Below are 24,671 nucleotides of genomic sequence, written 5' to 3' on the forward strand. Positions count from 1 at the left end.
TCAGACGCTCGGCGGTCGGAACGCGGATACAGACAAGCGGCGCGGCGGCTCGGATTTTCCGATGCCGGCGAACCGGAACGTGCGGCGCGGCGTCAAGTTGCCCTTCAGCTTCGCGAGGCGCTTGTTTGCCAGATTGAGCAAAATCTTGCCGTCCACCGACGCGCCGAGTGTTTCGGCGGCGGCGTATAGATAGATAAGTTGATCGTCCAAGTCCGCTCGATCGCTGTCCGCTACCAGCGGGCGCAGCTTGCGAATGCCGGTCACTTTGATGTGGTCTTCGAGCGTTGCGACAACGCCGTCGACGTCAGGGATCGGCCATATCTCGACCTGTTCGTCTTCAGCGATCCGCCAACGGCGCGCCGGCGACGCGCGCTGGTCGAGCTCGGTGTCGTAGACGCCGTAGTGCGCCGCTTCAATGCCCGCGGTAAGCGGCAGCCAGCGACCGCCGTTCTTGACTTCGATCTTCTCGATACGATCGATATCGAAGTCGGCGCCGACGTCGTAAAGATGCTGTCCGTTCTGAAGGCGGTAATTCCGCCAAACGCGCAAATGCGGCCAGGTGAAATCGTCCCAAAGCCACTGCTGCGTGCTCTGAAGGACAAGAAGCTGCTTGTCGCGCATGGCGGCGTTGTGCGCCGGATTGAGCGACGTCTTGGTCTTGGCGCGCAGTTCGTCCAGCAGTTTAACCAGCGTTACACCGCGCGCCATAGACCTAATCCTTACGAGAGAACGTTCCCGCCTTTAGCGACGTCGTCGTTGATTTCCTCGCCGACGCCGTCATCGTCTTCCGTTGCTTCGGGCTGCTCGTCGGTGACAGACGCGTCGAACGCCGCCGGTGCGGACTGCTTCGCCTTTTCAGCTTCAACCGCCGCGTCGATCTCTTCTTGCGTGCTGACTGACGGGTAGCCACTTGGCGGGTAGTTAGCAGCGCTATAGCCTGCTGCGACCCATTCCGCGATCGTGGGCGGTTTGCCCCGCGCGACTTCTGAGTTCGCGGTGAGACGACCCGTCGCCTTGAAGAAGCTGTCGTCGAGTTCGAGTTCTTCGAGCGTTTCGAACACGCGAGCCGCAACGCCGGGGAACATGCCCTCGACGATCTTGTTCTGCGACGCGTCCTTGGCGCCGCCGTAAATATTGACCAGACGCGAGCGTTCTTCGCGGTTCGAGCGCTTGACGTCGCCCGCGGGCTCAACTTCACGCACGCTCTCGTCGCCGTGGATCGCGCGAAGCACGGCGATCTCTGCGGCGGTGACGCCGAATTTCATAATGGTGTTTCCGTGGTCGCCGCCGAGCGACAATTCAACATTCGCGATCTGCATTGTGTTCTCCTGGGTCAGTGTTGCTGCGGAAGTGAAAACGGGGCCGAAGCCCCGCTCTCATTTCGGGTTAGTCGTTGGCGATCGGGTCCTTGCGAACGCGGATCATGAACACGCCCTGCCCTTCCGAAAAAGCGGTAACGGCCGACGCTTCGATCGACAGCTTGCTTTCCGGGGTGAGAACGTTGTTGCCGGTGATTGCCGAGCCGGCGATTACCTTGCCGAGCGGCGTGGCGTTGGCCGACGTCGCGGCGATCACACCGCCGGTGACGTTGGTCGTGCCGATCTCAAGATTGAAGCTCGCGAGCTTCGCGCCGGTCGTGACTGGCTTCGTCATCAAAAGATCGAAGCTCTCGATCGTTCCGGCGACGCCGGGGCGGTAGTCGGTGACGACGTCGATCGCACCAGTGACCGACACGAGATCGACCGGGATCTGGATCAGGACGACGTCGTTGCCGTCGCGCTGATCGACGTTAAGCGCAACGCGCGTTCCGGCCGGCCAAGTGTAGCCAGAGCTGTTCGTGACGGTGATAAGCGAAGCGCCGAAAGACAAACCGATCTTTCCGGCGGCCTGTGTCCACTTGTCGTTGTCATTCAACATGACATACGAGCCGGTGCCGGCGAGCCCGCTGTCGAACGAGCTTTGCGACGTGCCGGTTGGATACGCGATATCGAAGGTGCCGGTGTCGATAACCGGCGCGGCAAGCACCGCCTCGACGCGGGCGGAACGGTTTTTAACCTGAGCCATTTGATCTTCTCCAAGAAGAAATTTGAGAACGAAGAGCGCTAGAGCCTGAAGTGCGCGCGGGCGCCGAGGCGCCCGCCGTATCACGTAGTCTTATGCGATATCGTACACCGCAGACGTGTTGAGCTGCTTCGCAACCAAAACGCCAGTCATCGAAAGGCCGTTGTACATAACCATGCGGTCGTAAGGCCGCGCCGGGTTATGCTTTTTCATGCGGTTGCCGTCCATGTACAGCAGCCGAACGCCGGTCTTGCTCATGTCGATAACGTAGCAACGCTTCGACAGTCCGAGATCGTCGAGCGTCGGATCCCACTCGATCGGGTTGCCCTTCCACTCAACCGGCCCCTGCGAACCGTCGACCGAACCCTTCAGCCCGTTCATGGTGTAGTAGCCGTTCGCGCGCATTTCCTTGCGGTAGGCGGCGATGAAGTCGGAGCCCGCGAAGATTTTGTACTTCGTGGTCCCCTTCCGGTACTTCGAAAGCTGCAGCCATTCCTTTTCGAGAAACTCGATCAGGGCGCCGCCGCTAGCGGTGTTGCTGGTGATGACGCCCTGGCCGCCAGCGACGCCGTTCGCGACAGTCGCCGCACGGTTACGCCAGAAGGGGTTTGCCACACGAGACAGACCGCCGGTGGAGCCGAGCGACGGAGCTTCAAGGATGATCGAAGCGATACCCGCGAGGCCCTTTGCGTCGGCCGACCCGTCAAGATGGATAAGCCGATCGAGGCTGTAAGCGTAGTCCTCGCCGAGATCGTCCATCTTCTCGTCGAGCAAGTTCGCGAGAACATGCTCTTCGCGGCCGTCCATTTCAGACGTGCTTTGATCGGAGCCATCTTCAATGACGTTGATGCCGTCGATCTTCAGTTCGGTATGCGTGACCTGAATACCGATGAAGTGCTCTTTCCAAGGGAAGCGAGCGCGCTTCGTGCCGGTCGGGTTGTAGTAGTTGAGCTGATCGTCGCCGCTGTAGCCAGCCAGCGAACCGCCGCCCTGACCGGCCTTGACGCCGAAGGACACGTAATCCTTGCCGCCGTTGAACTTACCGGCGGCCGCGTTGAACGCGGCGAGCATGGGCTTGTTCGCGATGTTCTGCGCCCAAACCTTACCCTTGTCGATATAGTATTCGAGCGCCGAGTTGTTGATATTTGCAATTTCGTCAGCAGTGAATGCCATTGTCGTTAGACCCTGATCTTAGCCCTGACGCCGATTGGCCTTGACGATATCCAACGTCGAAGGGTTCTTCGGCAATTCGCGGGCGTGCCCGTTCGTTTGTCCGCTCATGACAGGCTTGATCGCTGGCCTTCGCTGCTGTTGGGCTGGTGCCGGTTTGACGAACGTCTTGTTGACGTTGTCGTAAGCCTTTTTAAGTTGCTCACGAACGCCTGCGGCGTCCTTCGGCCTGCCTTCTTGCATCTGAAGATAAGCAATCTCGCGCATGATCGCGGGGTGCTTGGCTTCGAAGTTCGGGTCTTTAACGCGACGATCGCTCTCCCAATCAGAAGCGGTTTTGACCATGTCGTTGACGAGCTGTGTCGTCGAAGCACGTTCATTGCGCTGCTGATCGAAACTCTGACGTGTCTCGTGCGATTTCGATTTCGCACGTTCGCGACTGAGTTCCTGTGCGGTCTCGTTGGACATTTCGCCCTTCTCGACACGCGCTCTCAGATCCTCGGGCAGAACTTCGCCCGCGGCGACCAAGAGTTCTTGCAGCCACGGCTTCAATTCGGCGAAGGCGCCGGCCGGATCGACCTTCGCGCGAGCGAAGGTGTGAAGGGCGTTGGCAGCTTCGCCAGCCGAGAGACCGTTGTCTTCGAGATACTTCTGAACGTTCTGATACCGTCCAGCGTCTTCCCGAAGCCCGTTTCGCTCGGTGATTAGGGCCTGAAAACGTGGGTGCTTATGGAACGGGACGTCGAGATAGTTTTCGTTGTCCTGTTCCTTTGGGAGTGGCTTTCCGTCGGCATCAACGCCGCCTTCTGCGCCATCGGCTGACGAGGCCGCCGCGTCGGGTTCGGTGCGATCCTTGACGACGTCACGGACAACACCGAGCGAACCTTCATCGGTTACGTCGGTCGCGGCGGACGAGCTCGCGTCTGCGTCAACGTCGCCATTCGGCTCGATGATCGCGGCGTCCAGGGTTTCGCCGGTCGACGAGGCCGGCAGTTCTTCGTCGTAGTCTGCGATGGTCATAAGTTTCCCTATGTTGCGAGGTGAGAATTACACTTTGTTCGTCATTGTCACAAGTTATTTGATACAAACAAGCCTAAACGCGGTTATTCCCCATTGGCGCCTCACTCCCTGGCTGTACGACCGACGGCCCCCCGGGGGCGTTATTCGCGCCCTCGGCCCCCTGCGCGCTCGGATCGTTGACCGCCCCGGCGGCGCCAGGCTGCTTGTTCTGGTTCATGGCCGCGATCGAGGGAATGCCTTCGGCGACGGCGTCCGTCAGGTCCATCTTGTCGTCGAGCCTGCGCAGCGTTTCCTTCGCGAGCCACATCGGTTTGATGCTGCCCATCTGGATCAATAGCGGCAGCATTTCCTTCCAATTCTTGATTTCGATCGCCTGGTTCGGCTTGCCCATTGAGCCGGCTTCGATCTCAAGAAACAGTTCGTCGGCGATATCGGCGAGCGACATGTGCGGCCACACCGCCCCGGGACCGACAACCTCTTTCACCTTCTCTTCGGACATTTCCCGAAGCAGGATTTGGCCCGACGACCTGGCAAGCACCGTCATGAACCCGTCGAGATCGTCGACACTCGAACCGTCGGCCGTCTGCGTGCTGCCGGCGGCGATGGCGCTCTCGGTCGCGCTTGACGAAGACGTGCCGCCGAGCTGCGCTTCCTGCGCCCCGACGACAAGCTGCGCGTCGCCGAAGCTCTCGCCGGTGTCGTACAGGTTCGGGTCGACGCCGGGTACGGGGAAAGCCTGAAACACCTTCGACATGTCGGTCGCCGCGTCGATGTTGAGGCCGATCGCGTCAAACGGCTTCACCTTCGTAATGCGGTCAATATCATCTTCGTCGACGACGCCGTTCGGATAGAACCAGCGCGGCCGGCGCGCCTCCCGGTGCTCTCGCTTGCTCTGCCGCGAACGGTTATGCTCTTTCTGCATGTCGAGCAGCAGATGCACGTCAGACGGCGGAAACAGTTCGTCTTCGCTTTCGACTTCGTTGAACGTCAGAGCGTACACAGGCCAGAAATCTTCGACGAAGACGTCGGGCGCTGCCGGCTCGCGCAGAAAATTGTCGTGCCCGTCGGCGACGTAATAAACAAGGCCGCTTGGCTTGTCGTAGTGCTTCCACACGCGGACCAGGCCGGTGCCCTTCGTGTAACGCGACGAAACAGTGTCGCCGTCCTCGTCGAGCATGTCGCCGGCGACCTCGCCATAAGCCTTGCCGTCCGACGTGTAGTTTGCGCACTTCGACAGATCGACGTCGAACAGTTCTCGGACCTCGTCGAGCGTGTATTCGTATTCGATCGTCAGATGACGAGCGCCGACAAAGCCGACAAGCGTCTTGCAGAGACGATCCGGAATGACTTTCGTCGATCGCGGATAGTCGAAAATCAGGCCTTCCCGAACCAGAATTTCCGGCTCGGCTTCAAGCGCGGCAATCGAGGCGTTCAGTTCCGCCATTTCCGCGTCGTCGCTCTCGATCTCGCCTGACTTCACGTCCTCGGCGAGCACGCGCAGATGGTCGAGGCGCGCCTTGGCGTCGGCCAGTCGCTCGGTCATGCCCGGGCGCGGGCCGTACTCGCGCTGAAAACCGAGCTCGACATATCCAACGCCCGTCGTACAGGTGCGGCGGACAAGTTGCTTCGCGCCCATCTTGAAATTGACTGGCTTCTGCTCGGCGAGCGCCTTCGCGAACAGGATTTCCATCGTTTTGCCGACCTTGGCAATCAGCTTGCGGCGCTCCATACCCTGCTGAAAATCGGCGAGCACTTCCTGCGCAAGCTGCACTTCTGGCGGCGGCTGATACGGTTCAGGACCGATCGGGGGGCCGCCGTTGTGTCCGAACATGATCGGCGCCGTGATCGCGTTTTGCGCGACGGACGCCATCATTTCTCGCTGCTTTGCGTTGTGTTGCTGTTCGAGTATCTGACCAGCCTGCACCGTCTGCTGCGCAAGCGCGATCGATTGCGGGTCTTCGTCCCACACAGCGAAGTCGAGGCGTTCCGCGCGCTTCGCGGTCGCCTTCGGGTTCTTCGCGTACAGGGTCGCCGTCTTCTGTTTGACGTGTCGCCCCGCGATGTTCGCCTTGTAGTTGCTCTCCGACCAGCTCTCTTCCCGGCCCCATGTCGCAACGAACATGTCGCGCTTCATGCGCTTAAACGCCTTGCCGTACTTTTCCTTGTCCGCTTTGATCGTCCGCTGGATTTTTCCGACGAGCTTTTTGACGTCTTCCGGAACGACTTCGTCCTCGGGCTTCGCGGTATCGGCGAGACCGGGCATTTCCGGATCGTCAGGAACCTCGTTCGTCAGAACCGCCGGCGCCGGCAGATTGCCATCGAGCAAAGACATTTAGAAACCCCCCGCCATTACTTCGTCTTTGCGCTGCTGCGCGGCCTTGTCCTGCTGCTTCATCCACGCGAGCGTGCCGTATGGTGCTTCTTTCTTCGCGCGCTCTTCGGCCGTTTTACCCGGCTTGTGCTGACTGCCGAGCCCCTGCCCGATCAGCGCCAGGGTGTCGGGCCACTCGTCGTGCAGCCCGTTTGGAAATGCGAGCAGTTCGTCGACTGCGCGCTGCGTCCAGATCGCGCCCTTCGGTAAAAACACCTTGCCCATTGCATGACGTGCGGCGATCGACTGCGCGCGTGTGACCTTGTCGGTCGTCGCGACGACTTCCCGAATGTTGATCCACGTTTCGGTCTCTAACATTCGCTTGCGCAGGAACGGCCCGATCGACTTCGAAATGTGGTCCTTGCCCGCCCACCACAGCAGCGGCTTTCGCTCGCGCGCCATAACAAGCATTTGCTCGACGACGATATCGGTCGGCTGCCGGCGCCAGTACGCTTCAAGCACGTAAATGTTGCTCTGCCGATCGACGCCCACGACGATCAGCAGGCTCGGGTCGTTGCGTTGCGTCAGGCCAACGGCGTGATCCGAAGCCGCATAAATGCGCAACTCTTTCGGCAGATCCTCGTCCTTGTAGAATTGCATGTTCTCACGCAGGAACAGCGTTCCGTCGGCCACGCTTGGCCGCTGCTGATACAGCGCCGCAAAACCCATCGGGTCGAGGCGCTGCTGACTGCGCAAAAACTCTTCGTCGTATTTGCCGGGGCCGTTCGGCCAAAGCGCCTCGCCGACTTTGCGGCCGAGCGGATCGTCTTCCTCGGCCATGCCTGGCAGATTGATGATCTTCCACTTCTTTGCTTCGATCGCGTTGTAGTGTGGGTTCGCCGGGTCGGTGATACGGCCGATCACGTCGTCGGCGTGCCAGCGCGTCATCGTCAGAATGACGAGCTTGCGGCCCATGCGCCGTGTCATGAACACCTTGGTGAACCAGTTCCACGCCTGGTCGCGGATCGCCGGCGACCGCGCCTCTTCGTGATCCTTGAACAGATCGTCGCCGAGGCCGATGTGCATTCCGCGGCCCGTCAGTGCGCCGCCGCGACCGACAAACACGAGACGCCCGCCTCGATCGGTCTGAATGTTTGCCTTGGCGTTGCCGCCGCGGCGCAGCTTATAGGTCGGGAAAACCTGTTTATGCTGCGGCGACGCGAGAATAGCTCGCGTGTCCGCGCCCATGTCTTCGGCCATCGTGTCGGAATACGACGCGACGACAATGTCCCAATCCGGGTGCCGGCCGCTGCACCAGGCGGCCATGCGCTTCGTCGCCAGTTCGGTCTTGCCGTGCCGCGGCGGCATACAGAAAATGAGCTGCGGGATCTCGCCGCGCTCGACCGCTTCGAGTGCTTCGGCGACCGAGACGTGAAACAGCGCCTCTTCGTAGCTCGACAGCTTGACGTCGTTCGGCGCCGTCGGGTGCGGCATCGTGAACCGCGTATACGTCAACAAGCTGTCGCGCGCCCTCGCGATTATCTGTGCTCGTTCCAGAACAGCGATCGTGCTCTTCAGCGCGTGCGTGTCGCGGTCGTCCTGCCGCGGATCGACGAAATCGTTCCGCTTCCCTGTCTTGGGGTTTATGGCAGTCGCTCGCGCCATCAGTTCCAGAGCCCCTTGATAATGGCCTTCACGTCGAGGTGTGACCAAATCCAGTTAAGCGTATTCCAGATGAAGTACGCGACGCCCCACAGGATGATCGACCCGAAGGTGATGATTACGCCGATCTTTCCGTTGAACGTTTCGAGGTTCGCCACGCGTTTCAACAGGCTCGGTTCATCATCCGGATTAAGCGCCTGGTCGATCTTCACGACCTTGTTCTCGGTAGTGCCCGTGCGGTGGTCGAGCATGTCGAGCGTTTGCTTCTGCTCTTCCATCTGTTTCGCGCCGGCCGCAAGCTGCGCGTTTACGCTGCCCATGCCTCTCTGCAACTCGGCGAGCTGCGTCGACATGTTCACAAGCATTTGAGTGTTCAGATCGCTCAACGCCCTGCCCTCGCGAATGCGTCGATCACACGCTGGACGCAGGCCGCGTGCCGGTCGCTCTTGCGTTGAATGTCGATCGCGCGAACGCCGGCTTCACTGGCGAGCGTGCGGTAGTCGCTGTCGTCGTCAACGTCGGGCAACGCCGCCCCCTTGCTTCGGAGCTTGTCGCACTCGTTTGTGATCTGTACCGCCAACTCGCCATAACTGGCGCAGCCTTGGAGCATCGGCGCCGACGCGACACACGCCAGCAGGATCGAGGCTCTTGTTAAACGCTGCCAATTCATTTTTCGCGTCCTGTTCCGCCATGAACTCGTCGGCGATTTCCTTGCGCACATACTGCTCGGTGTCTTTCGCGATATCCGCGTCGCGCTTCGCCTGTGCCGCCTTAAACTCGGCCGTCTGCTTCTCGAAACGCGCCTGGCTCACGCCGTCCTGATACCAACTCGTCCCGAAGAACACTGCGACGCCGACAACAAGGCCGAAACCGAGCCGGGTCTTGAACAGCCACATGAAGCCCGACGACAGGGCTTTCCAGATCGTCAGCGCCATCGCTGGCGCGACGAGCACAAGCGCGATCAGGCCGGCGACACCGAGGCCGCTGACAATGCCGATCGCGGTCGACAGCCAGTTCATAGCGGAGGAACCGGCTTCGGCTTCTTGCGCTGCGTGAGCAGCCAGAAAGCGTAAGCGATGCTGCAGCCGATAATCAGGCCGGCAACGATTACCGCGAGATACCGCCAATCGGTTATGTAGGTCAGAAGGCCACCGCCGCCGATAACACCCGTCACCCCGCTAACGACAGTCTTCGCCTTACGCTGCACCCACTCGAAAAAACCTTCGCGCGGTTTCGGTTGAATTTGGGTCTCGGTCGGCGCCGGCGTGACGGGCGGCACGGGATCGGCGCGCTCGACTTCGGGCTCGTCTTCCGGCTCTTCAGGCGGGAGCGGCTGTTCGATCTTGCGACCGCGCACGTCATCGTCAACAGGCTTCGGCTTCGCCACGGGCGCCGGCTGTTCGCCAGTGTAAAACTTGCGGACCCAATCCTCTTTCGGCGGCTGCGCCATCTTGCGCGCCGCCCATGCGCGGATCGCGCCTGCGGTCTTATTCGCGGCGAAGATACTGCGGTTCGCGGCCACGACTTCAGCGCTGACGAGCGAGGCTGACGGCGTGTTCGGATCGGCACGGAAGAACTTGCGCGCGTCGGCTACGCCGAGGAAATGCGCAAGATACAGATCGCCGGCAGCACAACCCGGGATCGCGGCGCGGCTCTCTTCGGCCAAGCGCGCGAGCATTTCGATCGAGAACGACGCCTTGAACCGCAGATTGAGAACGGCGGTGCGGTCGCGGCCCTTCTGCCACTCCGGACGGTACTTTTTCACGAGGCCGAGCCAGGTCGCGTTCAAATGCTGGCCGAGCCCTGAAGCGCTCGACGTCGACGCGCGAGCGTCCGGTTTGCCGGCGCTCTCGATCTGTATCATCGCGTTCAGTTCTTGGTCGGAGACTGTCGCGCTAACCCGGTTGCTCATGTCGTCGGCCTTGTCTGGCGTCGTCCTGCGTCATTTCATACAGAAATCACACGCTTTGCGCCAGCGCGAAGAGCGCGTCGATCTCTTCGGCGGTTTTCCCCAGGTGGTCGGCCGCCGCAGCGATCATGGCGTTATTTCGGTCGAAGCTGGTTGCGAACTGCCACATGTCCTTCACGTCCTGATCGTCCGAGCCGGCGACATAGGCTTCGACGTCGGCGCGCAGGCCAAGTCTTGTAAGAGCGATCCGGATCTGCGCGGGCGAGACTGAAATCGGCGGCGCCGGCGGTGCGGGGCGCTCGGGCGGCTCGACGCTGGTCAAACGGTAATCGACGTCGTCGATACGAACAGTACGAAGCGCCGGATCGCCGATAAAGTCGACGATAACGAACTGGCCGTCATTGTACGGCGTGCCGACGGGCCACCATTTTTGCCCGCGGTGATCGACCTCACTGGTCCAGTAGCCGTCGTTCCAAACGATCGCGTGGCCGTCTTCCCGATCGGGCGGCTCGATCGTGGCCGAGTAAGCAGGGAAGATAAACTGCCCCTCTTCCATCGGGTTTGCGTCCGCCACCGCTTCGCCGAGCAGTTCTTTCGTGTCGGGGTGATAGTTCCATATTTTCATGACCGCCTCAGTATTTGATGCAGACGAGCTTCGCGATGTTGCGCGGGCGCGTCTCGGTGCCGCCACCCGACGTGACGCCGCCTGTCGACGAACCTACAGTCGTGTTCGAGCCGCCCGTCGAGCCGTTGCCATAAGTCGGAACATAGTTCGCAATGTTGTAGCTGTGAATATGATCCTTCAACAAATCCGCCTGCCGCGCGCCAAGCACACGGCCGCTGTCAACGCCGCGGCTGTCATCGTAGCCACGCCAGAACTCACCGCGGCTGTCTGGCACGCGAAACGTTGTCGACAGGTCGCCGGTGGAAAACGCACCCGAATTGCCACCCGACCACGATGCCTCGCTGACAATGTTGCCCGAATTGTTCGCGTAGTCCCATAACGCCGGAAACGAAACGCGGTTCAGCAGTGCGCCGTTTTCCTTAACATACCCAACCGGCGCGCTGGTGCCGTTGACCACGATTGACGAACCGACTTCCGCCGGCGCCATGCTCTCCCACGGCTGCCACGCGATCACTCCAGCATTGCTGTAAGAGTGCCGGCGCATAGGTGTCACGGCCTTGTTGCTCGTCGATGCTGACATGAAATTGTACGCGAACTGCGTCACCCACAGCGCGCTATAAGCCATCGTCTGCACGAGCCAATAGCCGGTTGCCGTCGGCGCATTCGCTGCGTTGTTGCCCGCCGACCAACCGCTTTCGAGCACGGTATTAAAGTCAGTGACGGTCGCACCCGTCAGTGTCGCGAGCCGTCCGGTGATATCCGACCCGTCAACCTTCGGCGCGTCGATATTGCCGCGCGCACTATCCTTGCTGCCGATGCCGGCGAGATTGCCCGCTTTCGGCAAATACAGCGCCAAGTTAACGCTAGACGCCGACGCTGCAGCTTCGCTCGCGCTGGTCTGTGCGGCGAGCGCGGCGGCGAGTGTTGAGACAAGCGACGCCGCGGCGTCGATGGCCGCTTGTTGGGCGTCGGCTACTGCGTCAGCGACCGCCTCGCCGTTCGTCGGGTCGAACGTTAACTGAAGCGCTGGCGAAAGGCTCTCGTATGTGACGCTTTCGTTTTGCAGCGCGCCGTCAGCGCGGCGAACGTCTTTTACCGAATTGACAAGCTGCTGAATGGCCGTCGCGATGTTCGCGAGCTCGTCGTCGAGCTTCGGCCCTGGCAGCGGCGTCGTCGGTGCGTTCGCCTGAAAGCCGGAGAAGCTGTAGTCGACCTCATATGGTGCGGGATCGGCCATCGCTCTTTATCCTTAAAGTGCGCCAATAACTGTGAAGCCGGTTGGCGGCGCGTAGGTGATGTTGCTGGAGTTACCCCGAATTCGATACTTCTCGGTCGAACTCACAAAGCCAGTTGCGGGATAATGCGTGCCGGTGAGCCCGCTATATTGATAGCCCGTGCCGGCCGCAGGATTGCCCGAATTGAACCATGTGTTGTTCCGACCTATCCAAAGACGTCCCGCACCCATATCAACCGCGCACATGATAACATCGTTGGCCGTCGATGAACCTCCGATGTCCGTAACCGCATTGCCGGTCAATCCAGTAGTCACGAACGATGACACCTCTGGCCGAAATCCTCCAGCCTGAGACGTGGATGTCATGAAGTTTGTATAAGTCGAATGGTTGATCGTTCCGATACGGTCGCCGTTCGCTACCGGCGTGACAATTACGATCTCAAAGTAGCCCTTCTGCGATCCCGATATGCCTTTGGTCGCCCGCAGACATTGCAACGTGGACGTGCCAACCGCATCGTAGTTGCTGTTGGAGAGCGTAATGGACGCGTTCTTGTTGGCAGGATCCCACGTGACGTCGACCTCGCGCCTCGTCGGTCGCATTGCGAACGGGAAAGTTGCCTCAACTTCCTTTATCGACGCGGCGCGCACGATTGCAGGCTTCGTCGGCAGCCACAGTTTCGGTAGGGGTGGAAGCTCGATCATTGCAGCGGCGTAATGCTGAGATACGAATAGTTCTTCGACTTCGTCACATAGAACAGAAATTTGTACCCGTTCGTTGTGACGTGCGAGCCGTCGACTTTCGTAAATCCGGACGTCGTAAACGCGCCCGCAGAAGCACCGTTCGTAACTTCAAGCTCGACCGTCGTCTCGATCGTCGGCGGCGCCAGCGTCGACGCGCCGTTGTTCGTCATGTGCTGCTTGGCGCCGTTAAGCCCGTTGATCGTGGTCGTACCCGTCGTCACGGTGCCAAGATCATAGCTGACGGCGTTAAACCCGCCGGTGAGCAGTTGCCGCCCGCGCGCCATCAGCGCACCGGGCACTCGGCGCAGGAAAGACCCGGGCGACATGGCGCCACCAGCGAACGCAATCGCCGAAACGCTTGCGATCTTCTTAACGGTGCCGGGTATCCGGTGCAGCATTTAGGTGATCCGGTTGACGTAGCCGAACATGTTGACGACGTTCGCCGAGCCGGCGAAGACGCGAGCGACCTTCGCGTTCGTCAGCGGGACGCCCGGGATCGCGAGAACGGTGTCCTTCGCCGGGACAACGATCTTCACCTGATTGTCTGGCGCAGCGACGCCGCCGAACTCGATCGTCGCTTCGACGTCCGAGGCCGACGTGTTCGTCAGGTACATGTAGATTTCGTCGATCGCGGGCGATACTGCGGCCGTGTGAAAGAGCGTGCCGGCCGTTGCGGTCGCCACGACTTTGATCGGCGCGCCGTCAGTCGAGCCCGACGGGATAACTTTTGTAATGGTCGACATGGTTCAGATCCTCAGTTGAAAACTTGCGCCTTCATGGCGATTTGATCGTCGGGTGCGGCGGCTGCCGCGGCGTCAATGGCGCTCTGCGCTGCTGCCGCTGCTGCTTTCTTCGCCCGCTTCACAGCGTTCTGCGCCTGCATGGCGAGGCCGGAAACCGAAGCGATGTAATTGAAAAACTGAACCTGATACGAAGCTGCAGCCAATGCCGAAGCGGCCGAAGCATCGGCGCTGACTTGCGCCGCGAGGGCCGAAGCTGCGGCGGCGTCGATGTAGCCTTGAAAGTCTGCGCTGGTGGGTAGCGCCCCGACCTTCAGGACATAGTCGGAACGAAAGCACTGCTCGATAAACGCTTCGATGTTCGCGATCGACGCGTCAAGCCCCGCGAGATCGCTGTCGAGCTGCGTCCCCGGGAACGAGTTATCGCCTTGGGACTGCTGAAAGCCCGTGTAGCTGTAGGTGACGTCGTAAAGGTCCGGATACGCCAATGCCAGCCCGCCCGTTGTCTCGAATGGCGGGATACATAGCAGGACAATCGGAACAAAAGCAAGAAAAAGGCCACCGAGGGTAATTCGGTGGCCGAAGTCTAGGGAGGAAACGCCCAAGGAGGGCAGCGTTGAAGGCGACTTCGACGCACGCAAACAAACTAGGCGCGTGTATCTCGTTCGTCAAGAACGTATGTCGCCGGGAGATACAAAATCCCGTGGACCTTGGCCGGCGACCCGGCTGGCACGACAACTTCGGCAGGCTCGTCTTCGAACTTGCCTTCCGCCGCGTAGTGCGAGACGAGCGCGTCCCATCGTGCCCGCCGAAGTTTTACCGGAGCGTCGGCCATCGTCAGGCCGCGTCGTGATCTTCGGGCAACTGAACGCGACCCGGACGGAAGATCGAGCGGTTAAGCGCCATGAAGCCCGCTTCAAGGTTCGTGCGCGCGATGGCGAGCCAACGCTGATCGACGTTGCGATCATCCTTCATCGCGTCGAGCGTGCGCAGCAGCCGCTCTTCCGTCGCCTTGTTCGCGTTGACGGCCGCGACGTTGGCCTCGCTTTGCGATTTGTAGCCTGCGACGGGCAGGCCTTCGTGCTTCTTGCGGAACTTCGGCATGGCTCAAATCCTTTGCGGGGGTCAATGTGGATCACGGTGTATCGCGTTGTATGCCGTTTTTGCGATACACGTCAAGCGCGGCCCTGCCGGCGGTGACGTGCATACGAGGAAATCATCACGCCGTTCAGCAGTGGCGGGCTTTTAGGGCGGTGTTCGCGCGTGAAGGAAATCACCCGTGGCGTCGGTGAGACCGACAGGACAATTTGTCCGGAAAGGTTTTTGGGGCGCAAATTTCTATGAGCGTCCGACGCCGTATCCGTTTGCTGCCCGAAACCGTGCCCCGGGGGCCAGGTCCGATCTCTGACCAGGCCGCGGCGCCCCCAAACCGGCGCGCACACTATGCCGTATAATCTTCTCTTGCCTACAAACGCTGGTCATCATGATGGTGTTTGGGCGCAGCCTGCGCGCGATCAGTCGAAAACGCCCTGCTCTGCCGGCTGGTCGAGCACGATCGCTGGCGCGTGCTCGATCGTCTTCGCACCCTGGGCGCGCAGCGCCAGCTCGCGCCGCGCCTTGTCGAGCAACGCGTCGAGCTCGCCCGGTTTCATGCCCGCGAGATCCTCTTCGTCGAGTGTGTCGACGCCGCTGATGCCTGAATGCTTCACAAGTGCTTCGGCCGCGCGCACGCGCGTTCCGCCTGGCTGCAGCTTGTCTTTCGCAATCGTAATCAGCACGTCGACGCCAATCTCGGCGCCTTCGGTTTGCAGCTTGTGGCGCGCCTGGCGCCTGATTTCGTTCTGCACATCGCCGTTGCCGAGCAGCTTCGCCGCGGCCTGCGCCGGGTGCGAATAATGCGCGGCCGAATAGGCTCGGTCGCCCGAAACAGCGAACTTGCCCGCAAACTGGCGTTCCATAGGCGTCAAAGCCCCCTTACGAGTTCGCATATCTGAATTTTCTATTCTGTACCGAGCCGCAAACAATTAGCTCCGGTTTGAATACCCGGCTTTTCAGCACTTTAGCGCGCCCTGAATTATTTTCAAGATTTTGTATTTTGTCGCTTGACTGTCTGTGATACGATAGCATACAAGTGACATACATTCACGGAGATTGAAACGATGCCCGCAGGCCGCAGCCCTTACCCCAAAGCCTTCAAAACGCCAAGCGGTCGTATGGTTAGCATTCGGACAATGGCGAAAGCTTTGAAAGTGATCCGAGCGAAACCGGATGCCGACTACCCGGGATGGGATTGGTTTTCGGTGCCTGGCTATTTCATCCTGAACGAAGTGCGCCGCGGAATTGACGACAGGATTAACATGCGCGCCGATATCGCGCGAACGAAGGGGAACTGACATGTTCGATATCCACGACGACGAAATAGCTTTCGAAGGCCGCACCGTCGCGCGCTTGTTGCCGACATTGGCGTTAGGCCTGCGCCGGAAGGTCGAAGACGAAATCGTCTGTTTAGCGACAGGGCCGACCGAAGACGAAATCGACGAACGCATTAACGAGGCCGAAGCGGACGCCCGCGAAGAGGGCCGGCTCGCCGGCATCGAAGAGGGCAAACAGGACGCCAAAAACGAGTTCGACGACGAACGCGAGGAAATCCGCGAAGAGGCCTTTGCCGAAGGTCTCGCCGAAGGTGTCCTGCGCAGCGCGAACGCGTCCGACGCTGCGCGCGTCGAAGCCCTGTTAGCCGCGCTCGCCGAAATTCATGACGCGATGTTGCCGATTGCGCAAGGCGTCAAAGAGCCAGGACAGTTCCGATCACGCCCCGCGAAAATTGGCGAGGCGAAAGAAGCCGCGCGCCAGATGCTATTTAAAACTCGCGCCGCAATCGCGGCTTTCCGCGAACCTCGCGAGGACACAACGCTCGCAGCCGCAAAGCCGGCTGCCGTGAAATACCCGCAGCTTGAAAACGTTTTTGCCTAGTCTGTATCAAATACCGCAATCCGTTCCTGACCAACGAAAGACAGAACCCATGCCCCGCGACGTCTACGACCAGCACAAAGCATCCTCCCCGAACGTCTCAGCCTTCGTTGTTGTCGACAAGCTCGGCAATCGCGTCGCGTCAGTCGCGATAAAATTCAACTTGCGGCTCTACGCCTACGTCCACGTTTTCGGTGGCCCCATGACGCGCGGGTCCGCTGGCGGTGGCGGATACGACAAGACTTCAGCGGCCGTGCTCGAAGCGATCTGGAAAATCAAACGCGGCGTTTACAGCGACACCGATCATTTGCTTACCCGCGTCGACGCGTTCAAGCGCGTCGTTGACTGCGGTCGTTCATGGGATCGCCAAATCGAAGACGCGGGTTATCGCGTCTATCAGGCGGTGTGATATGCCGCTGCTTTCATCAGCACCAACGCTAGACAGCATTCGTGGCGCGATCGTCGACTTCTACTGTGGTACCTCGATTACGCTAACTCCGACGGGAAACGACGCTTGGCAGATCGTTCGCACGAGCGACGGAAAGACGCTCGAAGGCGTGTGCGTTATCCGGAAGCGTAGCCGTTACCGCTTCGAGGCCACGCCATGATCGTCATCATCCTGCTCGTCTGCGGCGTATTCTTCCTGCTGACGGTTCCTGCCCGCCTATTCGGCCTTTGCTGCGGCGCCCTCGTTCGAGACCGCAAGCCGGAACTTCGCCCGCCCATATAGGCGGACACTCAAAAGGTATGCTATGCGACAAGGGCGCCCGGACTGCGGCGCCCTTTTGCGTGGTGCCCCATGTCAGACTTGCTGCAACACCTGAACCTGAAAGACCGCCTCGATACGATGCAGGAACGCCAGCGCCTTGCAAACGTCCTGCTGTCGATCATCGCCGCGTCGTGTGTCGTCGCCGTCGTGTTGCTCGCCTGGCGCCTGTAGACTGACATACCTTTTCCTTCGGCCTTGCTTTTGTCTTTTCGGTCGTCGACCCCAAGCCCCGCGGGGCAGTTGACGTCGCCCGCGCGATAGCGGCGACTGCCCCTTTAGGGGTGCCACTTTGGTGCAACACTTTGATGCACCGTAAAACGTTGAAAACATTAGACATTGAAGCACTTCGATGCACTTTGGTGCAAAATCACTTCGGTGCAATGATTTCAATGGGTTACAGGGGACTTTGGTGCACTTTGTGCAGATCGACGTATGCACTTTGTGCAGCCTAATCGAACACTGTTTCGGACACCTTGTCCGCTGATACGGCCACGACGTAGCCTTGGATCACAGTGCGATTAGCCTTCCTGCCGACGGTGCCCGCCCTCACCCGACCCGCCGCAATGGCGCGTTGCCAACCCGCCTCAACGTCGCCAGCAGCATACAATCCGAGCGTGCCGGGAAACCGCGCCCTGAACACCTTCGGCGCCCAATAGGATGAATTGCGCGCGTTCGACAGCGGCGCCGCTTCGCCCGCCAGTTCAGCCACCGCCATCAGGATTGCGTCGTCGATCACGTCGCCCATGCTCGGCGCCCCGCCAGAACCGCCCGCCGCGCCTGTGCCAGCGTCACCCGTTGAGCCATCGCCCGGGGCCGTCGTCTTGCTGGTCACGAGATCGAACGCGCCCCGCTGCCACCGCAGCATGAACACATCGCCCGACGCGCTGTAGTTCGCTTTCATGTTCTCCAACCGGCGGAACGGCCCGACGTCGTCTTTCGCCGCGTGCGTCAGATACAGTCGAGACCGCACAGACGCGTGCCAGGCCGTCGAACCGGACGTGCCGTCACCGCCCGCCGCCTGCCCCGCTTTCGACGGGTGGCCTAACGCGAGCACGGCGCCGCCGGTCTCTTGCGCTAACCGCCCTAAGCAGGCCTGCACGAATTGGCGGACTTGCGTCCTGTCAATCTCGGACCCGCCGAAGGTGTCGGCGATGGTGTCCACGATTATCAGCTTGGCGCCGAAGGCGACCGCGTCGTCGCGCAGCGCTTTCCAGACTGCCGTGCGTTTCATCGTGCCGGTGTTGCGGTCCCAAATCGCGAGAAGGTTGTCCATGTACTTGCGCGAGGCGATCCGGACGTGCGGGCTGATTTCCAGCATGTCGAGACCCATCGACAGGTTTATGTCGCGCTGGCGAAGCTGCAGTTCGTCCTCGGCGTCTTCGCACAGGAACATCATGACTTTGCATTGAACCGTCTCGCGGCCGAGAAACGGCAAGCCGTAAGAGACCGCTGTGCCGAGCTGCTGCGCGAGCAGGGTTTTGCCGACGCCCCCCTTGCCGGTAAGCAGGGTCACTTCGCCGTCGGGCACCATTCCGGCCACGCGGAATTTCCGCTTCGGCGGCGTGACGCCTTCCCATATCGCGGGGTCGACCCATCGGATCGCGACGGGCTCGGCTTCTAAAAGCGGTTGCGAACTTTCATTATTAAAGAGCGAAACTTCAGGAACGATCTCGTCGAAGAAGACGTCCACTTTTCGGAACGCGGCCGGGTTGTGTTGTTCCGCTGTCTCGTAAAGCCAGTTCGCGCCGCGGCGATACGGCGGCTTCATCCTGCGCCAGTCGGCCGAAACGATATCCGGGTCGTTAACGCCGTCTTCCCATCGGTCGCACCATGCGCTGAAAAGCTCGAAGGCCTCGCGCTCGTTGTCGGGCAACGCGGCGCGGATCGCATAGCCGAAGTCGCGATACGCCTCCCGGGTGCCGAACGCTTTCGAGTTGTTCGGTGTGGCCTCGACCGCCTTGCGGACCTTGTCGAGCGATCCTTTCAGCGAGGCTTGCGAGATATCGGTCGTCGCACCCTCGGTTATGAGCGGCTTCGCGGCCGGCAGTAAGGATCGGAGTTCTTCGAGCAGCGCCGTGACGTCTGCCGGCGAGAATTTGGGAAGCTGGTCGAGCGGAACGATATCCCGGGTCCAGGCGTAAGGCTGTTGCGCGCCGGGGTGAATGCCGTGCGCGACGAACTGACGGCCGTCTGACAGGATCTCGACACGGTCTTTCAGTCGGCCGTGCTGGTCGAGCTCGCCGAACTCGACGCGGGTGTATTTCATCGGCTCTGTGAGCGCGATCAGGTAAAGCGCCTTGGGGAAGCGGCCTATGCGGCATGGCAGCCGTCCGAAGCGGCGCTCGATCGCGTCGCGGATTATGCGAGCGTGATCGTTGTTCGTGGTGTCGGCGTCGATCGCAACAATGCCCTGCCCGGTCTTGATGCCGATGCCAGCGCCCATCGCTTCCCACTTAACGAGATCGTGCGCGTCACTCTCGTGCGGCAGCCAGTCGAAGCCGAACCATTTATCGTCGCGGCCCTTGACGCCGACAGCCTTGCCGCGGCTGTCCTGATCGGTGCCGACACGCTTGAAGAGCGAAGAGTTCTCGCTGATCTGCGCGTCGTGCGGAATGATCGGCACGAGGCGCGTGTAACCGAGGCGATAGAAGGCCTCGAAGGTGGCCGGCGAGAAGTCGGGCGGCATGTTCACTCTTTTTGTCTTGGCGTCTGGTTGTGCCCGATCAGCCTGACAGGCGTAACAGTGCCCATGACAGCTTTCAGGAAATCCCCGGTCGGCAGCTCGAAGCGCGCGACGATCTTTGTGCCATGCTGGATTGAGAGCCGAACGACGTCGCCGTTCAGATCGCCGTGCATGGCTGCGATGTACAGCGTGGCGTCGTCGGCCTGCGTCACAAATCGATCTCCGAAAGCTCGACGATCTGATGCGGGAACGCTTGAAGGAATTGCGAGTTGCTAGCGAACGCCTCGGCCTCTCGCAAATTTCGCCACGTCGCGATCTCGTCGGGGTTTTCTCCGTCGCCAATGAAGCCGATCAAGTTGACGCGCGGGTTTCGGTAAAGGATGACGCAGCGGCTCATGTCAGCGCCCGCAGATGCTCGGCGACCTTGCGCTCGACGATCTTGTTCATTTCCTCGACGGTGAAGCGGCGCCCGACTTCCATCTGCACACTGGCGATTGCGCCGATCAGGGCGTCGAAAGTTCGGTCGAACACGGCGAGCTCGTGTTTCCAGTATTGGGCGTCGTCGCTTTCGTCGGTCGGCGTCGGGCTCGCCTTCAGCGCGCGCTCGATGGCGGTTCGCCACGCCGCACGGTGCGTCTTCACATCGGCCAATGCTTCTTTGGCGACCTCGTCCGCGTCGTCTTCCCTCGCTTGTTCGACCATCTTGTTAACGTGATCGTCGACGTGCGTGTACATCGTCTGCTTGTCATAATTCGTCTTCGACAGCAGGCCGCCCGTTGCGTGGTCGAGCAGGCACGAAAACCGATAGGCTAAATCGTCCGAGTATTCGACTTCCTGCCGTAGCGCCGCGATGATCAGATCGCGTTCAGCGTTCGTCAGTTGGTAAGCGAGCCAGTCGCTTCCTAGCGGTCGTGCGTGATTGTCGAGACGATCTGCCAACACGCGGGCGGCGTCCGTCTCTGCTGTATCCTGTTGCGCGTTGTCCTGAGATACACTAGACATGGGTCTTCCTTCTGCTGGTCAGGCGGTGGGATTGCGGTGGTGGAAGCGGCGGGCCTTTAACCGGGTCCGCCGTTTTCTTTTCAGCGAGCCATCACCCTATGCGACTGTATCGCATTGTCGCAATACAAATCAGACAGTCAGGACCGGTCGATAACGCACTTCGCCGTTAGAACGCCAACCGAAGAAATTCTCCGGCGATCGGGAAAAGCGAAGATCGCACTGTTCACGCGCATGGGCGACGTGCCAGCGGTCATACTCGCCGCACCAGATGAAGCCCTCGATCGTGTACACGTGACCGTTTCCGCTGTGCTTCCAGCGCGTGCCGATCAGATTTTTCTCAGGAACGTAGCCGACGCTGTCGGCAGTCAACTCGGTTAGTTCGCTAATTGTCATGTCTCTCCCCTACTCCAATCGGCCGCGCGGCCCTGGTGCCTGCAGTCGCCGAATGAATTGTTTCGTCGTCTCGACGACAGGCATCGAGCGCGGACGGCCGCGCCAGATCGGCGGCGGTATGTGCCGGTGGTCGAGGAACCAGTTCGGCAGCGGCTTCGCCGGCGGTGAGCGCTCGGCCATCGCAGGCTGTGCGCAGACGATCAGGATCGCGACGAGGACGACGGCCTTCGCCACAAGATCGCCCTTCAGCCAGAGACCGAGCGCGACGCCCCCGCCGTGCAGCCGGCAGTAAGGTTTGCCGTCGATCTCGACGACGCTCTCGCGCTGGCAGTGCTCGGCGCTCCGGTTGGGGCTGCGTTTCGCGTAGCGCTCTTTCCGCCATTCATCGAACCGGGTGTTGGCAGGGACGACAGCCGAGCACTGCGGTGTGACAATGCGTTCGGGCTTAATACTGATCGCCTTTAGTTTCGCGATAGTCACCACGGGTTCAGCCCTACGAATTGCGGGCCTAGCTTCTCGACTTTGCGCGTGGCGTTGTCGCGCAGCCGCGGAACAAAGGCGACGACGCGCTCGCAATCCACTTTGCTCATGAGCGCGATGTGGCAGTCAGCCGGCTTAATGCCCATGATCGCGGACAGCGCCTTGTAGGCGCCGGCGCGCGAGAACGGGCGCCCGGTCTTCCACAGGCTGTCGAACGCAGCGTGCGCGGCCTTGCGCGCCTCGTGGGTCGCGGCGTCGGCGAGCGGCTTCCCTTCCCAGGACCAGAGCCCGCAACACGCGTGCCGCGTTCCGAACCGGGTCGCGCTGGCCGTCGCCGGCTTCGAGCATGTCGGGCAGATCGGTGTGACGCTCATTTATCCCGCTCCAAGCGAAGACCGGCGCCCCAAACGATTTTTATCGAGAAGCCGAAGCTCTTCATGATCGGGCGCAGTCTGGCGATATGAACCATCAGCGTGTTTTTAGGGTTGCCCGGTTCTTCGAGCGCGCCCCAAACGCGGGTGATCATGGCGTCATGCCTGACCGTCTTCGGGGCGTCTTTGATAAGGATCGAAGCGATCTCTGCGCAGATAGGTGCCAGGTGTGCCGACCGTCCTTCGAACGCAAGCGTGTTCGAGTTCAGGTCGAGCACAGGCCACTTGGCGTCAATCTCGGCGCCGCAGCATGGGCAAGGTGTTGTCACCCCATCACCGACGCGCGCTGCGGCTCGCGCTCGACGAAGCTGACGTCGAAGGCGCTGTCTCGTGTCATAAAGTCGGACGACTTCATCGTATCGTCACGCCGTGCAACCCGTTCAAGTTGCGCCAGGCTGGCGTTTCCGCCGAGGGCGCCTTGTGTCCGTGGCGCGCTTCGCACTGCGATCTGCTCGGCGCTTTCGCCGGCGCGCGGGGTGTTCGTTACGAAGATTTTCGCGGCCTCGTCGCCGTTGAGCAGTTCGTCGTTCTGTTCGAGCATCTGTCGAACCGTCCGGTCGCCAGCGGTCGAATGCCGAATAGCCGTCTCGACCTCGCGCACAGGCCGAACGCCGCGGTTCGGATCGTGCGGCGCCTGGCGCGGCGCGAAGACGTCGTCCTTCGGCTGCTCGTAGGCTTCGCGCTTCGTGCGGCGCAGCAGTTCGAAAGCGCTGTTCGCCAGTTCTTCAACCATCGAGCGCGTGCCGGCCGTGAAGCGCAGCATCGTGTCGAGCTGCGTCAGGGCGAGCATCTTTTCGTTTTCGCAGACGGCGAGCTCTTGCTGAAGCAGCGCTACTTTTGTCAGCAGCGCCGCGTTGTCGGCCTCGATCGCAGCGACTTGTTCGGAAATGTTAGACATGGGTCAGGTGTCCTCGGTTTGCGGGGTTTAGTAGTCGGTGTGTTTTTGAAGCTCTTCGACACCGGCGGGCGTAAGCTGTGGCTCACGGCTGCCGTTCGAGTTCAGGCGGATAAGGCGGCGTTTCTTGAGCGCCCGGATCTGACACGTCACATCGAAACCGGGTGCTCGCCATGCCTCGACCCGCTCGTAGCCGACACGCTTCTCGTACCGAGTGACGTCGCCATCACGGACCGCGGCCATCGCGCCGAGCTGTAAATCTGTTAACTGCGGCAGCGCGTACATGCGCTTCGTCGCGTAGCTGAAACGGTGTGTGACGGCCTGTGTTGGGTGCTGATAGACGTTGTTCATGCGTTACACTCCGGAAGCTGGCGTTCGAGCAACTTGCGGCAGTAGTTCGCGCCTTCAGGCGAAAGCTGCGACGAGCACGAGATGCCCATGTAGCCGAGCAGCCCGTTGATCCTGCGCGTCGCGTCCTGGCCGAATGTGACGCCCATGCAGCGGATCACCGCACGGAAGCTCTCGTGCTCTGGCGAGTTGAACGTCCTCATTGCGACGTCTCCGGTTTGTGGCCGGCGCACGCGCCGCGCAGCAGCGCGTCGGGGATCTGGTTAAACACGAGCGCGTAGTTGATCCGAAGGTTCGGCTCTTCAGCGAGCATCGCGTAAAGCTGCGCCACGATCGGCGGTGGCGGCATGGCGCACTTCCCGCGCGGTTCGCCGATCATGGCGACAGGCGCAGGCCGGAAGTAACGGCAGTTCGCGCATTCAGGCTCGACGGTTTTCTTGTTCATTTGCGAGCTTTCGCGTTCTTCCGCTTCTCGGCGGCAAGGCGCTTCTTGCGGCGAAGATCCGCGCCAACTTCGATCAGCGCGTCGAGCGCTTTCGGAATACGAAAGCAGCGCGCTAAAGAAAGCAGTTCGGCAGTTTGCTCGTTGTGCTTTTTCAGTTCGGCGCGAATGTCCATCAGCACCGCTAACTGGCAACTCGCTGTGTCTAAGCTGCTGCCTTCCGAACCCGGTAGGTTCCAGACAACGTCTTTGTGCCGCGCCATTACGCACCGCCTTTCAGCAGCACGGCGGCGACTGCGACAAGGCCGCAGAACAGAACCGGCGATGCCAGGTCGAGCAGATCATGCAGGACCGTTGCGACGATCTTCATCGGGTTTCCCTTCAATCAAAAATACTGGTGTCAGGCTTTTGCGGTGGCGGCGGTTCTGTCGGCTTCTGCGGGAAAGCCAGCAGGATTGCTTCAGCTTCGGTCGGCGCGACGAACGAATAGACTTGGCCCTCATGCATGATCTCCAAGGTGACGTCCCCGCCTGGCGTAAACGCGTACAGCGCCAGGGCGAGATCAGGACGTGCTCGGCGAAGATCATCCAAAGACGGTTGCATCAGGCGCCGCTTTCTTCGTCTTGCCCTTCAGGCCTTCGCGCAGCGTCGTGTCGATGACGTTCGCGAGGGATCGGTTTTCATCGGCGGCGCGCTTGTCGAGGCGCGCACGCAGATCGTCGTCGAGCCAGATCGAAGTGCGAGTTTTCGACTTGGTCTTCGGCTTGGACTTCTTCACACTTCGA

General features: G+C 60.8%; 38 protein-coding genes. 5 read left to right on the plus strand and 33 right to left on the minus strand.

What is annotated here, in order from left to right; genetic code table 11:
• From AC1RKJ_RS04085 to AC1RKJ_RS04175, 19 genes are all read right to left on the minus strand, one after another.
• Positions 1 to 708: a phage adaptor protein gene (locus AC1RKJ_RS04085; RefSeq protein ID WP_492789737.1), complete on the minus strand. Its 708-nt coding sequence runs from the start codon at positions 706 to 708 to the stop codon at positions 1 to 3.
• Between the two features lie 11 nt (positions 709 to 719).
• Positions 720 to 1,319 (minus strand): hypothetical protein, encoded by a 600-nt coding sequence (locus AC1RKJ_RS04090; RefSeq protein WP_492789740.1) that lies wholly within the window; start codon positions 1,317 to 1,319, stop codon positions 720 to 722.
• A gap of 67 nt (positions 1,320 to 1,386) precedes the next feature.
• Positions 1,387 to 2,064 carry a hypothetical protein gene (locus AC1RKJ_RS04095; RefSeq protein WP_492789743.1) on the minus strand — a complete coding sequence of 226 codons (678 nt, stop codon included), beginning with the start codon at positions 2,062 to 2,064 and terminating at the stop codon, positions 1,387 to 1,389.
• Between the two features lie 90 nt (positions 2,065 to 2,154).
• The gene (locus tag AC1RKJ_RS04100; protein ID WP_492789745.1) at positions 2,155 to 3,234 is read right to left on the minus strand and encodes a phage major capsid protein; all 1,080 of its coding nucleotides are present in this window, start codon (positions 3,232 to 3,234) and stop codon (positions 2,155 to 2,157) included.
• A gap of 18 nt (positions 3,235 to 3,252) precedes the next feature.
• Positions 3,253 to 4,251 (minus strand): hypothetical protein, encoded by a 999-nt coding sequence (locus AC1RKJ_RS04105; RefSeq protein WP_492789747.1) that lies wholly within the window; start codon positions 4,249 to 4,251, stop codon positions 3,253 to 3,255.
• 73 nt (positions 4,252 to 4,324) lie between these two features.
• Positions 4,325 to 6,583: a hypothetical protein gene (locus AC1RKJ_RS04110; protein WP_492789748.1), complete on the minus strand. Its 2,259-nt coding sequence runs from the start codon at positions 6,581 to 6,583 to the stop codon at positions 4,325 to 4,327.
• Positions 6,584 to 8,227, minus strand: coding sequence for a phage terminase large subunit (terL, locus tag AC1RKJ_RS04115; protein ID WP_492789750.1), 1,644 nt, complete (start codon positions 8,225 to 8,227; stop codon positions 6,584 to 6,586).
• Positions 8,227 to 8,610 (minus strand): hypothetical protein, encoded by a 384-nt coding sequence (locus AC1RKJ_RS04120; protein ID WP_492789752.1) that lies wholly within the window; start codon positions 8,608 to 8,610, stop codon positions 8,227 to 8,229. Before AC1RKJ_RS04120 ends, terL begins: the two co-directional genes overlap by 1 nt.
• Positions 8,607 to 8,750, minus strand: a complete 144-nt coding sequence (locus AC1RKJ_RS04125) for a hypothetical protein (RefSeq protein WP_492789753.1) — start codon at positions 8,748 to 8,750, stop codon at positions 8,607 to 8,609. The genes AC1RKJ_RS04120 and AC1RKJ_RS04125 overlap by 4 nt, the downstream gene beginning before the upstream one ends.
• A complete protein-coding gene (locus tag AC1RKJ_RS04130; protein WP_492789755.1) occupies positions 8,737 to 9,243 on the minus strand; it encodes a hypothetical protein in 507 nt (168 codons plus the stop codon). The genes AC1RKJ_RS04125 and AC1RKJ_RS04130 overlap by 14 nt, the downstream gene beginning before the upstream one ends.
• Positions 9,240 to 10,136, minus strand: coding sequence for a hypothetical protein (locus AC1RKJ_RS04135; RefSeq protein ID WP_492789757.1), 897 nt, complete (start codon positions 10,134 to 10,136; stop codon positions 9,240 to 9,242). The genes AC1RKJ_RS04130 and AC1RKJ_RS04135 overlap by 4 nt, the downstream gene beginning before the upstream one ends.
• 46 nt (positions 10,137 to 10,182) lie before the next feature.
• Positions 10,183 to 10,758 carry a hypothetical protein gene (locus AC1RKJ_RS04140; protein ID WP_492789759.1) on the minus strand — a complete coding sequence of 192 codons (576 nt, stop codon included), beginning with the start codon at positions 10,756 to 10,758 and terminating at the stop codon, positions 10,183 to 10,185.
• A gap of 7 nt (positions 10,759 to 10,765) precedes the next feature.
• Positions 10,766 to 11,995 carry a hypothetical protein gene (locus AC1RKJ_RS04145; RefSeq protein WP_492789761.1) on the minus strand — a complete coding sequence of 410 codons (1,230 nt, stop codon included), beginning with the start codon at positions 11,993 to 11,995 and terminating at the stop codon, positions 10,766 to 10,768.
• A 12-nt stretch (positions 11,996 to 12,007) separates the two neighbouring features.
• The gene (locus tag AC1RKJ_RS04150; protein ID WP_492789762.1) at positions 12,008 to 12,694 is read right to left on the minus strand and encodes an SPRY domain-containing protein; all 687 of its coding nucleotides are present in this window, start codon (positions 12,692 to 12,694) and stop codon (positions 12,008 to 12,010) included.
• The gene (locus AC1RKJ_RS04155; protein WP_492789764.1) at positions 12,691 to 13,131 is read right to left on the minus strand and encodes a hypothetical protein; all 441 of its coding nucleotides are present in this window, start codon (positions 13,129 to 13,131) and stop codon (positions 12,691 to 12,693) included. Before AC1RKJ_RS04155 ends, AC1RKJ_RS04150 begins: the two co-directional genes overlap by 4 nt.
• Entirely contained in the window at positions 13,132 to 13,476 is a 345-nt protein-coding gene (locus tag AC1RKJ_RS04160) for a hypothetical protein (RefSeq protein ID WP_492789766.1), read from the minus strand.
• 11 nt (positions 13,477 to 13,487) lie between these two features.
• Entirely contained in the window at positions 13,488 to 14,114 is a 627-nt protein-coding gene (locus AC1RKJ_RS04165; RefSeq protein ID WP_492789768.1) for a hypothetical protein, read from the minus strand.
• A gap of 196 nt (positions 14,115 to 14,310) precedes the next feature.
• Entirely contained in the window at positions 14,311 to 14,577 is a 267-nt protein-coding gene (locus tag AC1RKJ_RS04170; protein WP_492789770.1) for an Acb2/Tad1 domain-containing protein, read from the minus strand.
• A 410-nt stretch (positions 14,578 to 14,987) separates the two neighbouring features.
• A complete protein-coding gene (locus AC1RKJ_RS04175) occupies positions 14,988 to 15,431 on the minus strand; it encodes a hypothetical protein (protein WP_492789772.1) in 444 nt (147 codons plus the stop codon).
• Positions 15,432 to 15,632: 201 nt separating this feature from the next.
• Here AC1RKJ_RS04175 and AC1RKJ_RS04180 point away from each other — a divergent pair, with 201 nt between their 5' ends.
• The 5 genes from AC1RKJ_RS04180 to AC1RKJ_RS04200 all read left to right on the plus strand — a co-directional run bounded on the left by AC1RKJ_RS04180 (position 15,633) and on the right by AC1RKJ_RS04200 (position 17,383).
• Complete coding sequence (locus AC1RKJ_RS04180) at positions 15,633 to 15,866, plus strand: hypothetical protein (RefSeq protein WP_492789774.1); 234 nt, start codon at positions 15,633 to 15,635, stop codon at positions 15,864 to 15,866.
• Between the two features lies 1 nt (position 15,867).
• Positions 15,868 to 16,446 (plus strand): hypothetical protein, encoded by a 579-nt coding sequence (locus AC1RKJ_RS04185; protein ID WP_492789776.1) that lies wholly within the window; start codon positions 15,868 to 15,870, stop codon positions 16,444 to 16,446.
• Positions 16,447 to 16,495: 49 nt separating this feature from the next.
• Positions 16,496 to 16,852, plus strand: coding sequence for a hypothetical protein (locus tag AC1RKJ_RS04190; RefSeq protein WP_492789777.1), 357 nt, complete (start codon positions 16,496 to 16,498; stop codon positions 16,850 to 16,852).
• Between the two features lie 195 nt (positions 16,853 to 17,047).
• Positions 17,048 to 17,173, plus strand: coding sequence for a hypothetical protein (locus AC1RKJ_RS04195; protein WP_492789778.1), 126 nt, complete (start codon positions 17,048 to 17,050; stop codon positions 17,171 to 17,173).
• 69 nt (positions 17,174 to 17,242) lie between these two features.
• A complete protein-coding gene (locus AC1RKJ_RS04200; protein ID WP_492789779.1) occupies positions 17,243 to 17,383 on the plus strand; it encodes a hypothetical protein in 141 nt (46 codons plus the stop codon).
• Between the two features lie 277 nt (positions 17,384 to 17,660).
• Here the strand turns inward: AC1RKJ_RS04200 and AC1RKJ_RS04205 are convergent, their stop codons facing one another.
• From AC1RKJ_RS04205 to AC1RKJ_RS04270, 14 genes are all read right to left on the minus strand, one after another.
• Positions 17,661 to 19,898 carry an AAA family ATPase gene (locus AC1RKJ_RS04205; RefSeq protein WP_492789781.1) on the minus strand — a complete coding sequence of 746 codons (2,238 nt, stop codon included), beginning with the start codon at positions 19,896 to 19,898 and terminating at the stop codon, positions 17,661 to 17,663.
• Positions 19,899 to 19,900: 2 nt separating this feature from the next.
• Positions 19,901 to 20,107, minus strand: a complete 207-nt coding sequence (locus tag AC1RKJ_RS04210) for a hypothetical protein (RefSeq protein WP_492789782.1) — start codon at positions 20,105 to 20,107, stop codon at positions 19,901 to 19,903.
• 181 nt (positions 20,108 to 20,288) lie between these two features.
• A complete protein-coding gene (locus AC1RKJ_RS04215) occupies positions 20,289 to 20,897 on the minus strand; it encodes a hypothetical protein (protein ID WP_492789784.1) in 609 nt (202 codons plus the stop codon).
• A 129-nt stretch (positions 20,898 to 21,026) separates the two neighbouring features.
• A complete protein-coding gene (locus tag AC1RKJ_RS04220) occupies positions 21,027 to 21,290 on the minus strand; it encodes a hypothetical protein (RefSeq protein WP_492789786.1) in 264 nt (87 codons plus the stop codon).
• A gap of 9 nt (positions 21,291 to 21,299) precedes the next feature.
• A complete protein-coding gene (locus tag AC1RKJ_RS04225) occupies positions 21,300 to 21,770 on the minus strand; it encodes a hypothetical protein (protein ID WP_492789788.1) in 471 nt (156 codons plus the stop codon).
• Positions 21,767 to 22,144, minus strand: coding sequence for a zinc-finger-containing protein (locus AC1RKJ_RS04230; RefSeq protein WP_492789790.1), 378 nt, complete (start codon positions 22,142 to 22,144; stop codon positions 21,767 to 21,769). Before AC1RKJ_RS04230 ends, AC1RKJ_RS04225 begins: the two co-directional genes overlap by 4 nt.
• Positions 22,141 to 22,470, minus strand: a complete 330-nt coding sequence (locus AC1RKJ_RS04235; protein WP_492789791.1) for a winged helix-turn-helix domain-containing protein — start codon at positions 22,468 to 22,470, stop codon at positions 22,141 to 22,143. Before AC1RKJ_RS04235 ends, AC1RKJ_RS04230 begins: the two co-directional genes overlap by 4 nt.
• The gene (locus AC1RKJ_RS04240; RefSeq protein ID WP_492789792.1) at positions 22,467 to 23,099 is read right to left on the minus strand and encodes a hypothetical protein; all 633 of its coding nucleotides are present in this window, start codon (positions 23,097 to 23,099) and stop codon (positions 22,467 to 22,469) included. Before AC1RKJ_RS04240 ends, AC1RKJ_RS04235 begins: the two co-directional genes overlap by 4 nt.
• Positions 23,100 to 23,126: 27 nt before the next feature.
• A complete protein-coding gene (locus AC1RKJ_RS04245; protein WP_492789793.1) occupies positions 23,127 to 23,447 on the minus strand; it encodes a hypothetical protein in 321 nt (106 codons plus the stop codon).
• Complete coding sequence (locus AC1RKJ_RS04250; protein ID WP_492789795.1) at positions 23,444 to 23,647, minus strand: hypothetical protein; 204 nt, start codon at positions 23,645 to 23,647, stop codon at positions 23,444 to 23,446. Before AC1RKJ_RS04250 ends, AC1RKJ_RS04245 begins: the two co-directional genes overlap by 4 nt.
• Positions 23,644 to 23,889 (minus strand): hypothetical protein, encoded by a 246-nt coding sequence (locus tag AC1RKJ_RS04255; protein ID WP_492789796.1) that lies wholly within the window; start codon positions 23,887 to 23,889, stop codon positions 23,644 to 23,646. The genes AC1RKJ_RS04250 and AC1RKJ_RS04255 overlap by 4 nt, the downstream gene beginning before the upstream one ends.
• Positions 23,886 to 24,149, minus strand: a complete 264-nt coding sequence (locus AC1RKJ_RS04260; protein ID WP_492789798.1) for a hypothetical protein — start codon at positions 24,147 to 24,149, stop codon at positions 23,886 to 23,888. The genes AC1RKJ_RS04255 and AC1RKJ_RS04260 overlap by 4 nt, the downstream gene beginning before the upstream one ends.
• A 118-nt stretch (positions 24,150 to 24,267) precedes the next feature.
• Positions 24,268 to 24,477: a hypothetical protein gene (locus tag AC1RKJ_RS04265; protein WP_492789799.1), complete on the minus strand. Its 210-nt coding sequence runs from the start codon at positions 24,475 to 24,477 to the stop codon at positions 24,268 to 24,270.
• Positions 24,470 to 24,664 carry a ribbon-helix-helix domain-containing protein gene (locus tag AC1RKJ_RS04270; RefSeq protein WP_492789801.1) on the minus strand — a complete coding sequence of 65 codons (195 nt, stop codon included), beginning with the start codon at positions 24,662 to 24,664 and terminating at the stop codon, positions 24,470 to 24,472. The genes AC1RKJ_RS04265 and AC1RKJ_RS04270 overlap by 8 nt, the downstream gene beginning before the upstream one ends.
• Between the last annotated feature and the right edge of the window lie 7 nt (positions 24,665 to 24,671).

Source organism: Afipia sp. GW822-FHT04G07, from assembly GCF_058800765.1.

What these genes read in the sequence shown, in the direction of transcription:
- AC1RKJ_RS04215 (WP_492789784.1), bottom strand. Translation starts at nt 20,897, where the DNA reads ATGTCTAGTGTATCTCAGGACAACGCGCAACAGGATACAGCAGAGACG.
- AC1RKJ_RS04205 (WP_492789781.1), bottom strand. Translation starts at nt 19,898, where the DNA reads ATGCCGCCCGACTTCTCGCCGGCCACCTTCGAGGCCTTCTATCGCCTC.
- AC1RKJ_RS04175 (WP_492789772.1), bottom strand. Translation starts at nt 15,431, where the DNA reads ATGGAACGCCAGTTTGCGGGCAAGTTCGCTGTTTCGGGCGACCGAGCC.
- AC1RKJ_RS04180 (WP_492789774.1), top strand. Translation starts at nt 15,633, where the DNA reads ATGCCCGCAGGCCGCAGCCCTTACCCCAAAGCCTTCAAAACGCCAAGC.
- AC1RKJ_RS04100 (WP_492789745.1), bottom strand. Translation starts at nt 3,234, where the DNA reads ATGGCATTCACTGCTGACGAAATTGCAAATATCAACAACTCGGCGCTC.
- AC1RKJ_RS04155 (WP_492789764.1), bottom strand. Translation starts at nt 13,131, where the DNA reads ATGCTGCACCGGATACCCGGCACCGTTAAGAAGATCGCAAGCGTTTCG.
- AC1RKJ_RS04250 (WP_492789795.1), bottom strand. Translation starts at nt 23,647, where the DNA reads ATGAGGACGTTCAACTCGCCAGAGCACGAGAGCTTCCGTGCGGTGATC.
- AC1RKJ_RS04145 (WP_492789761.1), bottom strand. Translation starts at nt 11,995, where the DNA reads ATGGCCGATCCCGCACCATATGAGGTCGACTACAGCTTCTCCGGCTTT.
- AC1RKJ_RS04220 (WP_492789786.1), bottom strand. Translation starts at nt 21,290, where the DNA reads ATGACAATTAGCGAACTAACCGAGTTGACTGCCGACAGCGTCGGCTAC.
- AC1RKJ_RS04140 (WP_492789759.1), bottom strand. Translation starts at nt 10,758, where the DNA reads ATGAAAATATGGAACTATCACCCCGACACGAAAGAACTGCTCGGCGAA.
- AC1RKJ_RS04160 (WP_492789766.1), bottom strand. Translation starts at nt 13,476, where the DNA reads ATGTCGACCATTACAAAAGTTATCCCGTCGGGCTCGACTGACGGCGCG.
- AC1RKJ_RS04185 (WP_492789776.1), top strand. Translation starts at nt 15,868, where the DNA reads ATGTTCGATATCCACGACGACGAAATAGCTTTCGAAGGCCGCACCGTC.
- terL (WP_492789750.1), bottom strand. Translation starts at nt 8,227, where the DNA reads ATGGCGCGAGCGACTGCCATAAACCCCAAGACAGGGAAGCGGAACGAT.
- AC1RKJ_RS04260 (WP_492789798.1), bottom strand. Translation starts at nt 24,149, where the DNA reads ATGGCGCGGCACAAAGACGTTGTCTGGAACCTACCGGGTTCGGAAGGC.
- AC1RKJ_RS04170 (WP_492789770.1), bottom strand. Translation starts at nt 14,577, where the DNA reads ATGCCGAAGTTCCGCAAGAAGCACGAAGGCCTGCCCGTCGCAGGCTAC.
- AC1RKJ_RS04150 (WP_492789762.1), bottom strand. Translation starts at nt 12,694, where the DNA reads ATGATCGAGCTTCCACCCCTACCGAAACTGTGGCTGCCGACGAAGCCT.
- AC1RKJ_RS04190 (WP_492789777.1), top strand. Translation starts at nt 16,496, where the DNA reads ATGCCCCGCGACGTCTACGACCAGCACAAAGCATCCTCCCCGAACGTC.
- AC1RKJ_RS04090 (WP_492789740.1), bottom strand. Translation starts at nt 1,319, where the DNA reads ATGCAGATCGCGAATGTTGAATTGTCGCTCGGCGGCGACCACGGAAAC.
- AC1RKJ_RS04095 (WP_492789743.1), bottom strand. Translation starts at nt 2,064, where the DNA reads ATGGCTCAGGTTAAAAACCGTTCCGCCCGCGTCGAGGCGGTGCTTGCC.
- AC1RKJ_RS04200 (WP_492789779.1), top strand. Translation starts at nt 17,243, where the DNA reads ATGTCAGACTTGCTGCAACACCTGAACCTGAAAGACCGCCTCGATACG.
- AC1RKJ_RS04240 (WP_492789792.1), bottom strand. Translation starts at nt 23,099, where the DNA reads ATGTCTAACATTTCCGAACAAGTCGCTGCGATCGAGGCCGACAACGCG.
- AC1RKJ_RS04135 (WP_492789757.1), bottom strand. Translation starts at nt 10,136, where the DNA reads ATGAGCAACCGGGTTAGCGCGACAGTCTCCGACCAAGAACTGAACGCG.
- AC1RKJ_RS04195 (WP_492789778.1), top strand. Translation starts at nt 17,048, where the DNA reads ATGATCGTCATCATCCTGCTCGTCTGCGGCGTATTCTTCCTGCTGACG.
- AC1RKJ_RS04110 (WP_492789748.1), bottom strand. Translation starts at nt 6,583, where the DNA reads ATGTCTTTGCTCGATGGCAATCTGCCGGCGCCGGCGGTTCTGACGAAC.
- AC1RKJ_RS04130 (WP_492789755.1), bottom strand. Translation starts at nt 9,243, where the DNA reads ATGAACTGGCTGTCGACCGCGATCGGCATTGTCAGCGGCCTCGGTGTC.
- AC1RKJ_RS04230 (WP_492789790.1), bottom strand. Translation starts at nt 22,144, where the DNA reads ATGAGCGTCACACCGATCTGCCCGACATGCTCGAAGCCGGCGACGGCC.
- AC1RKJ_RS04085 (WP_492789737.1), bottom strand. Translation starts at nt 708, where the DNA reads ATGGCGCGCGGTGTAACGCTGGTTAAACTGCTGGACGAACTGCGCGCC.
- AC1RKJ_RS04245 (WP_492789793.1), bottom strand. Translation starts at nt 23,447, where the DNA reads ATGAACAACGTCTATCAGCACCCAACACAGGCCGTCACACACCGTTTC.
- AC1RKJ_RS04255 (WP_492789796.1), bottom strand. Translation starts at nt 23,889, where the DNA reads ATGAACAAGAAAACCGTCGAGCCTGAATGCGCGAACTGCCGTTACTTC.
- AC1RKJ_RS04105 (WP_492789747.1), bottom strand. Translation starts at nt 4,251, where the DNA reads ATGACCATCGCAGACTACGACGAAGAACTGCCGGCCTCGTCGACCGGC.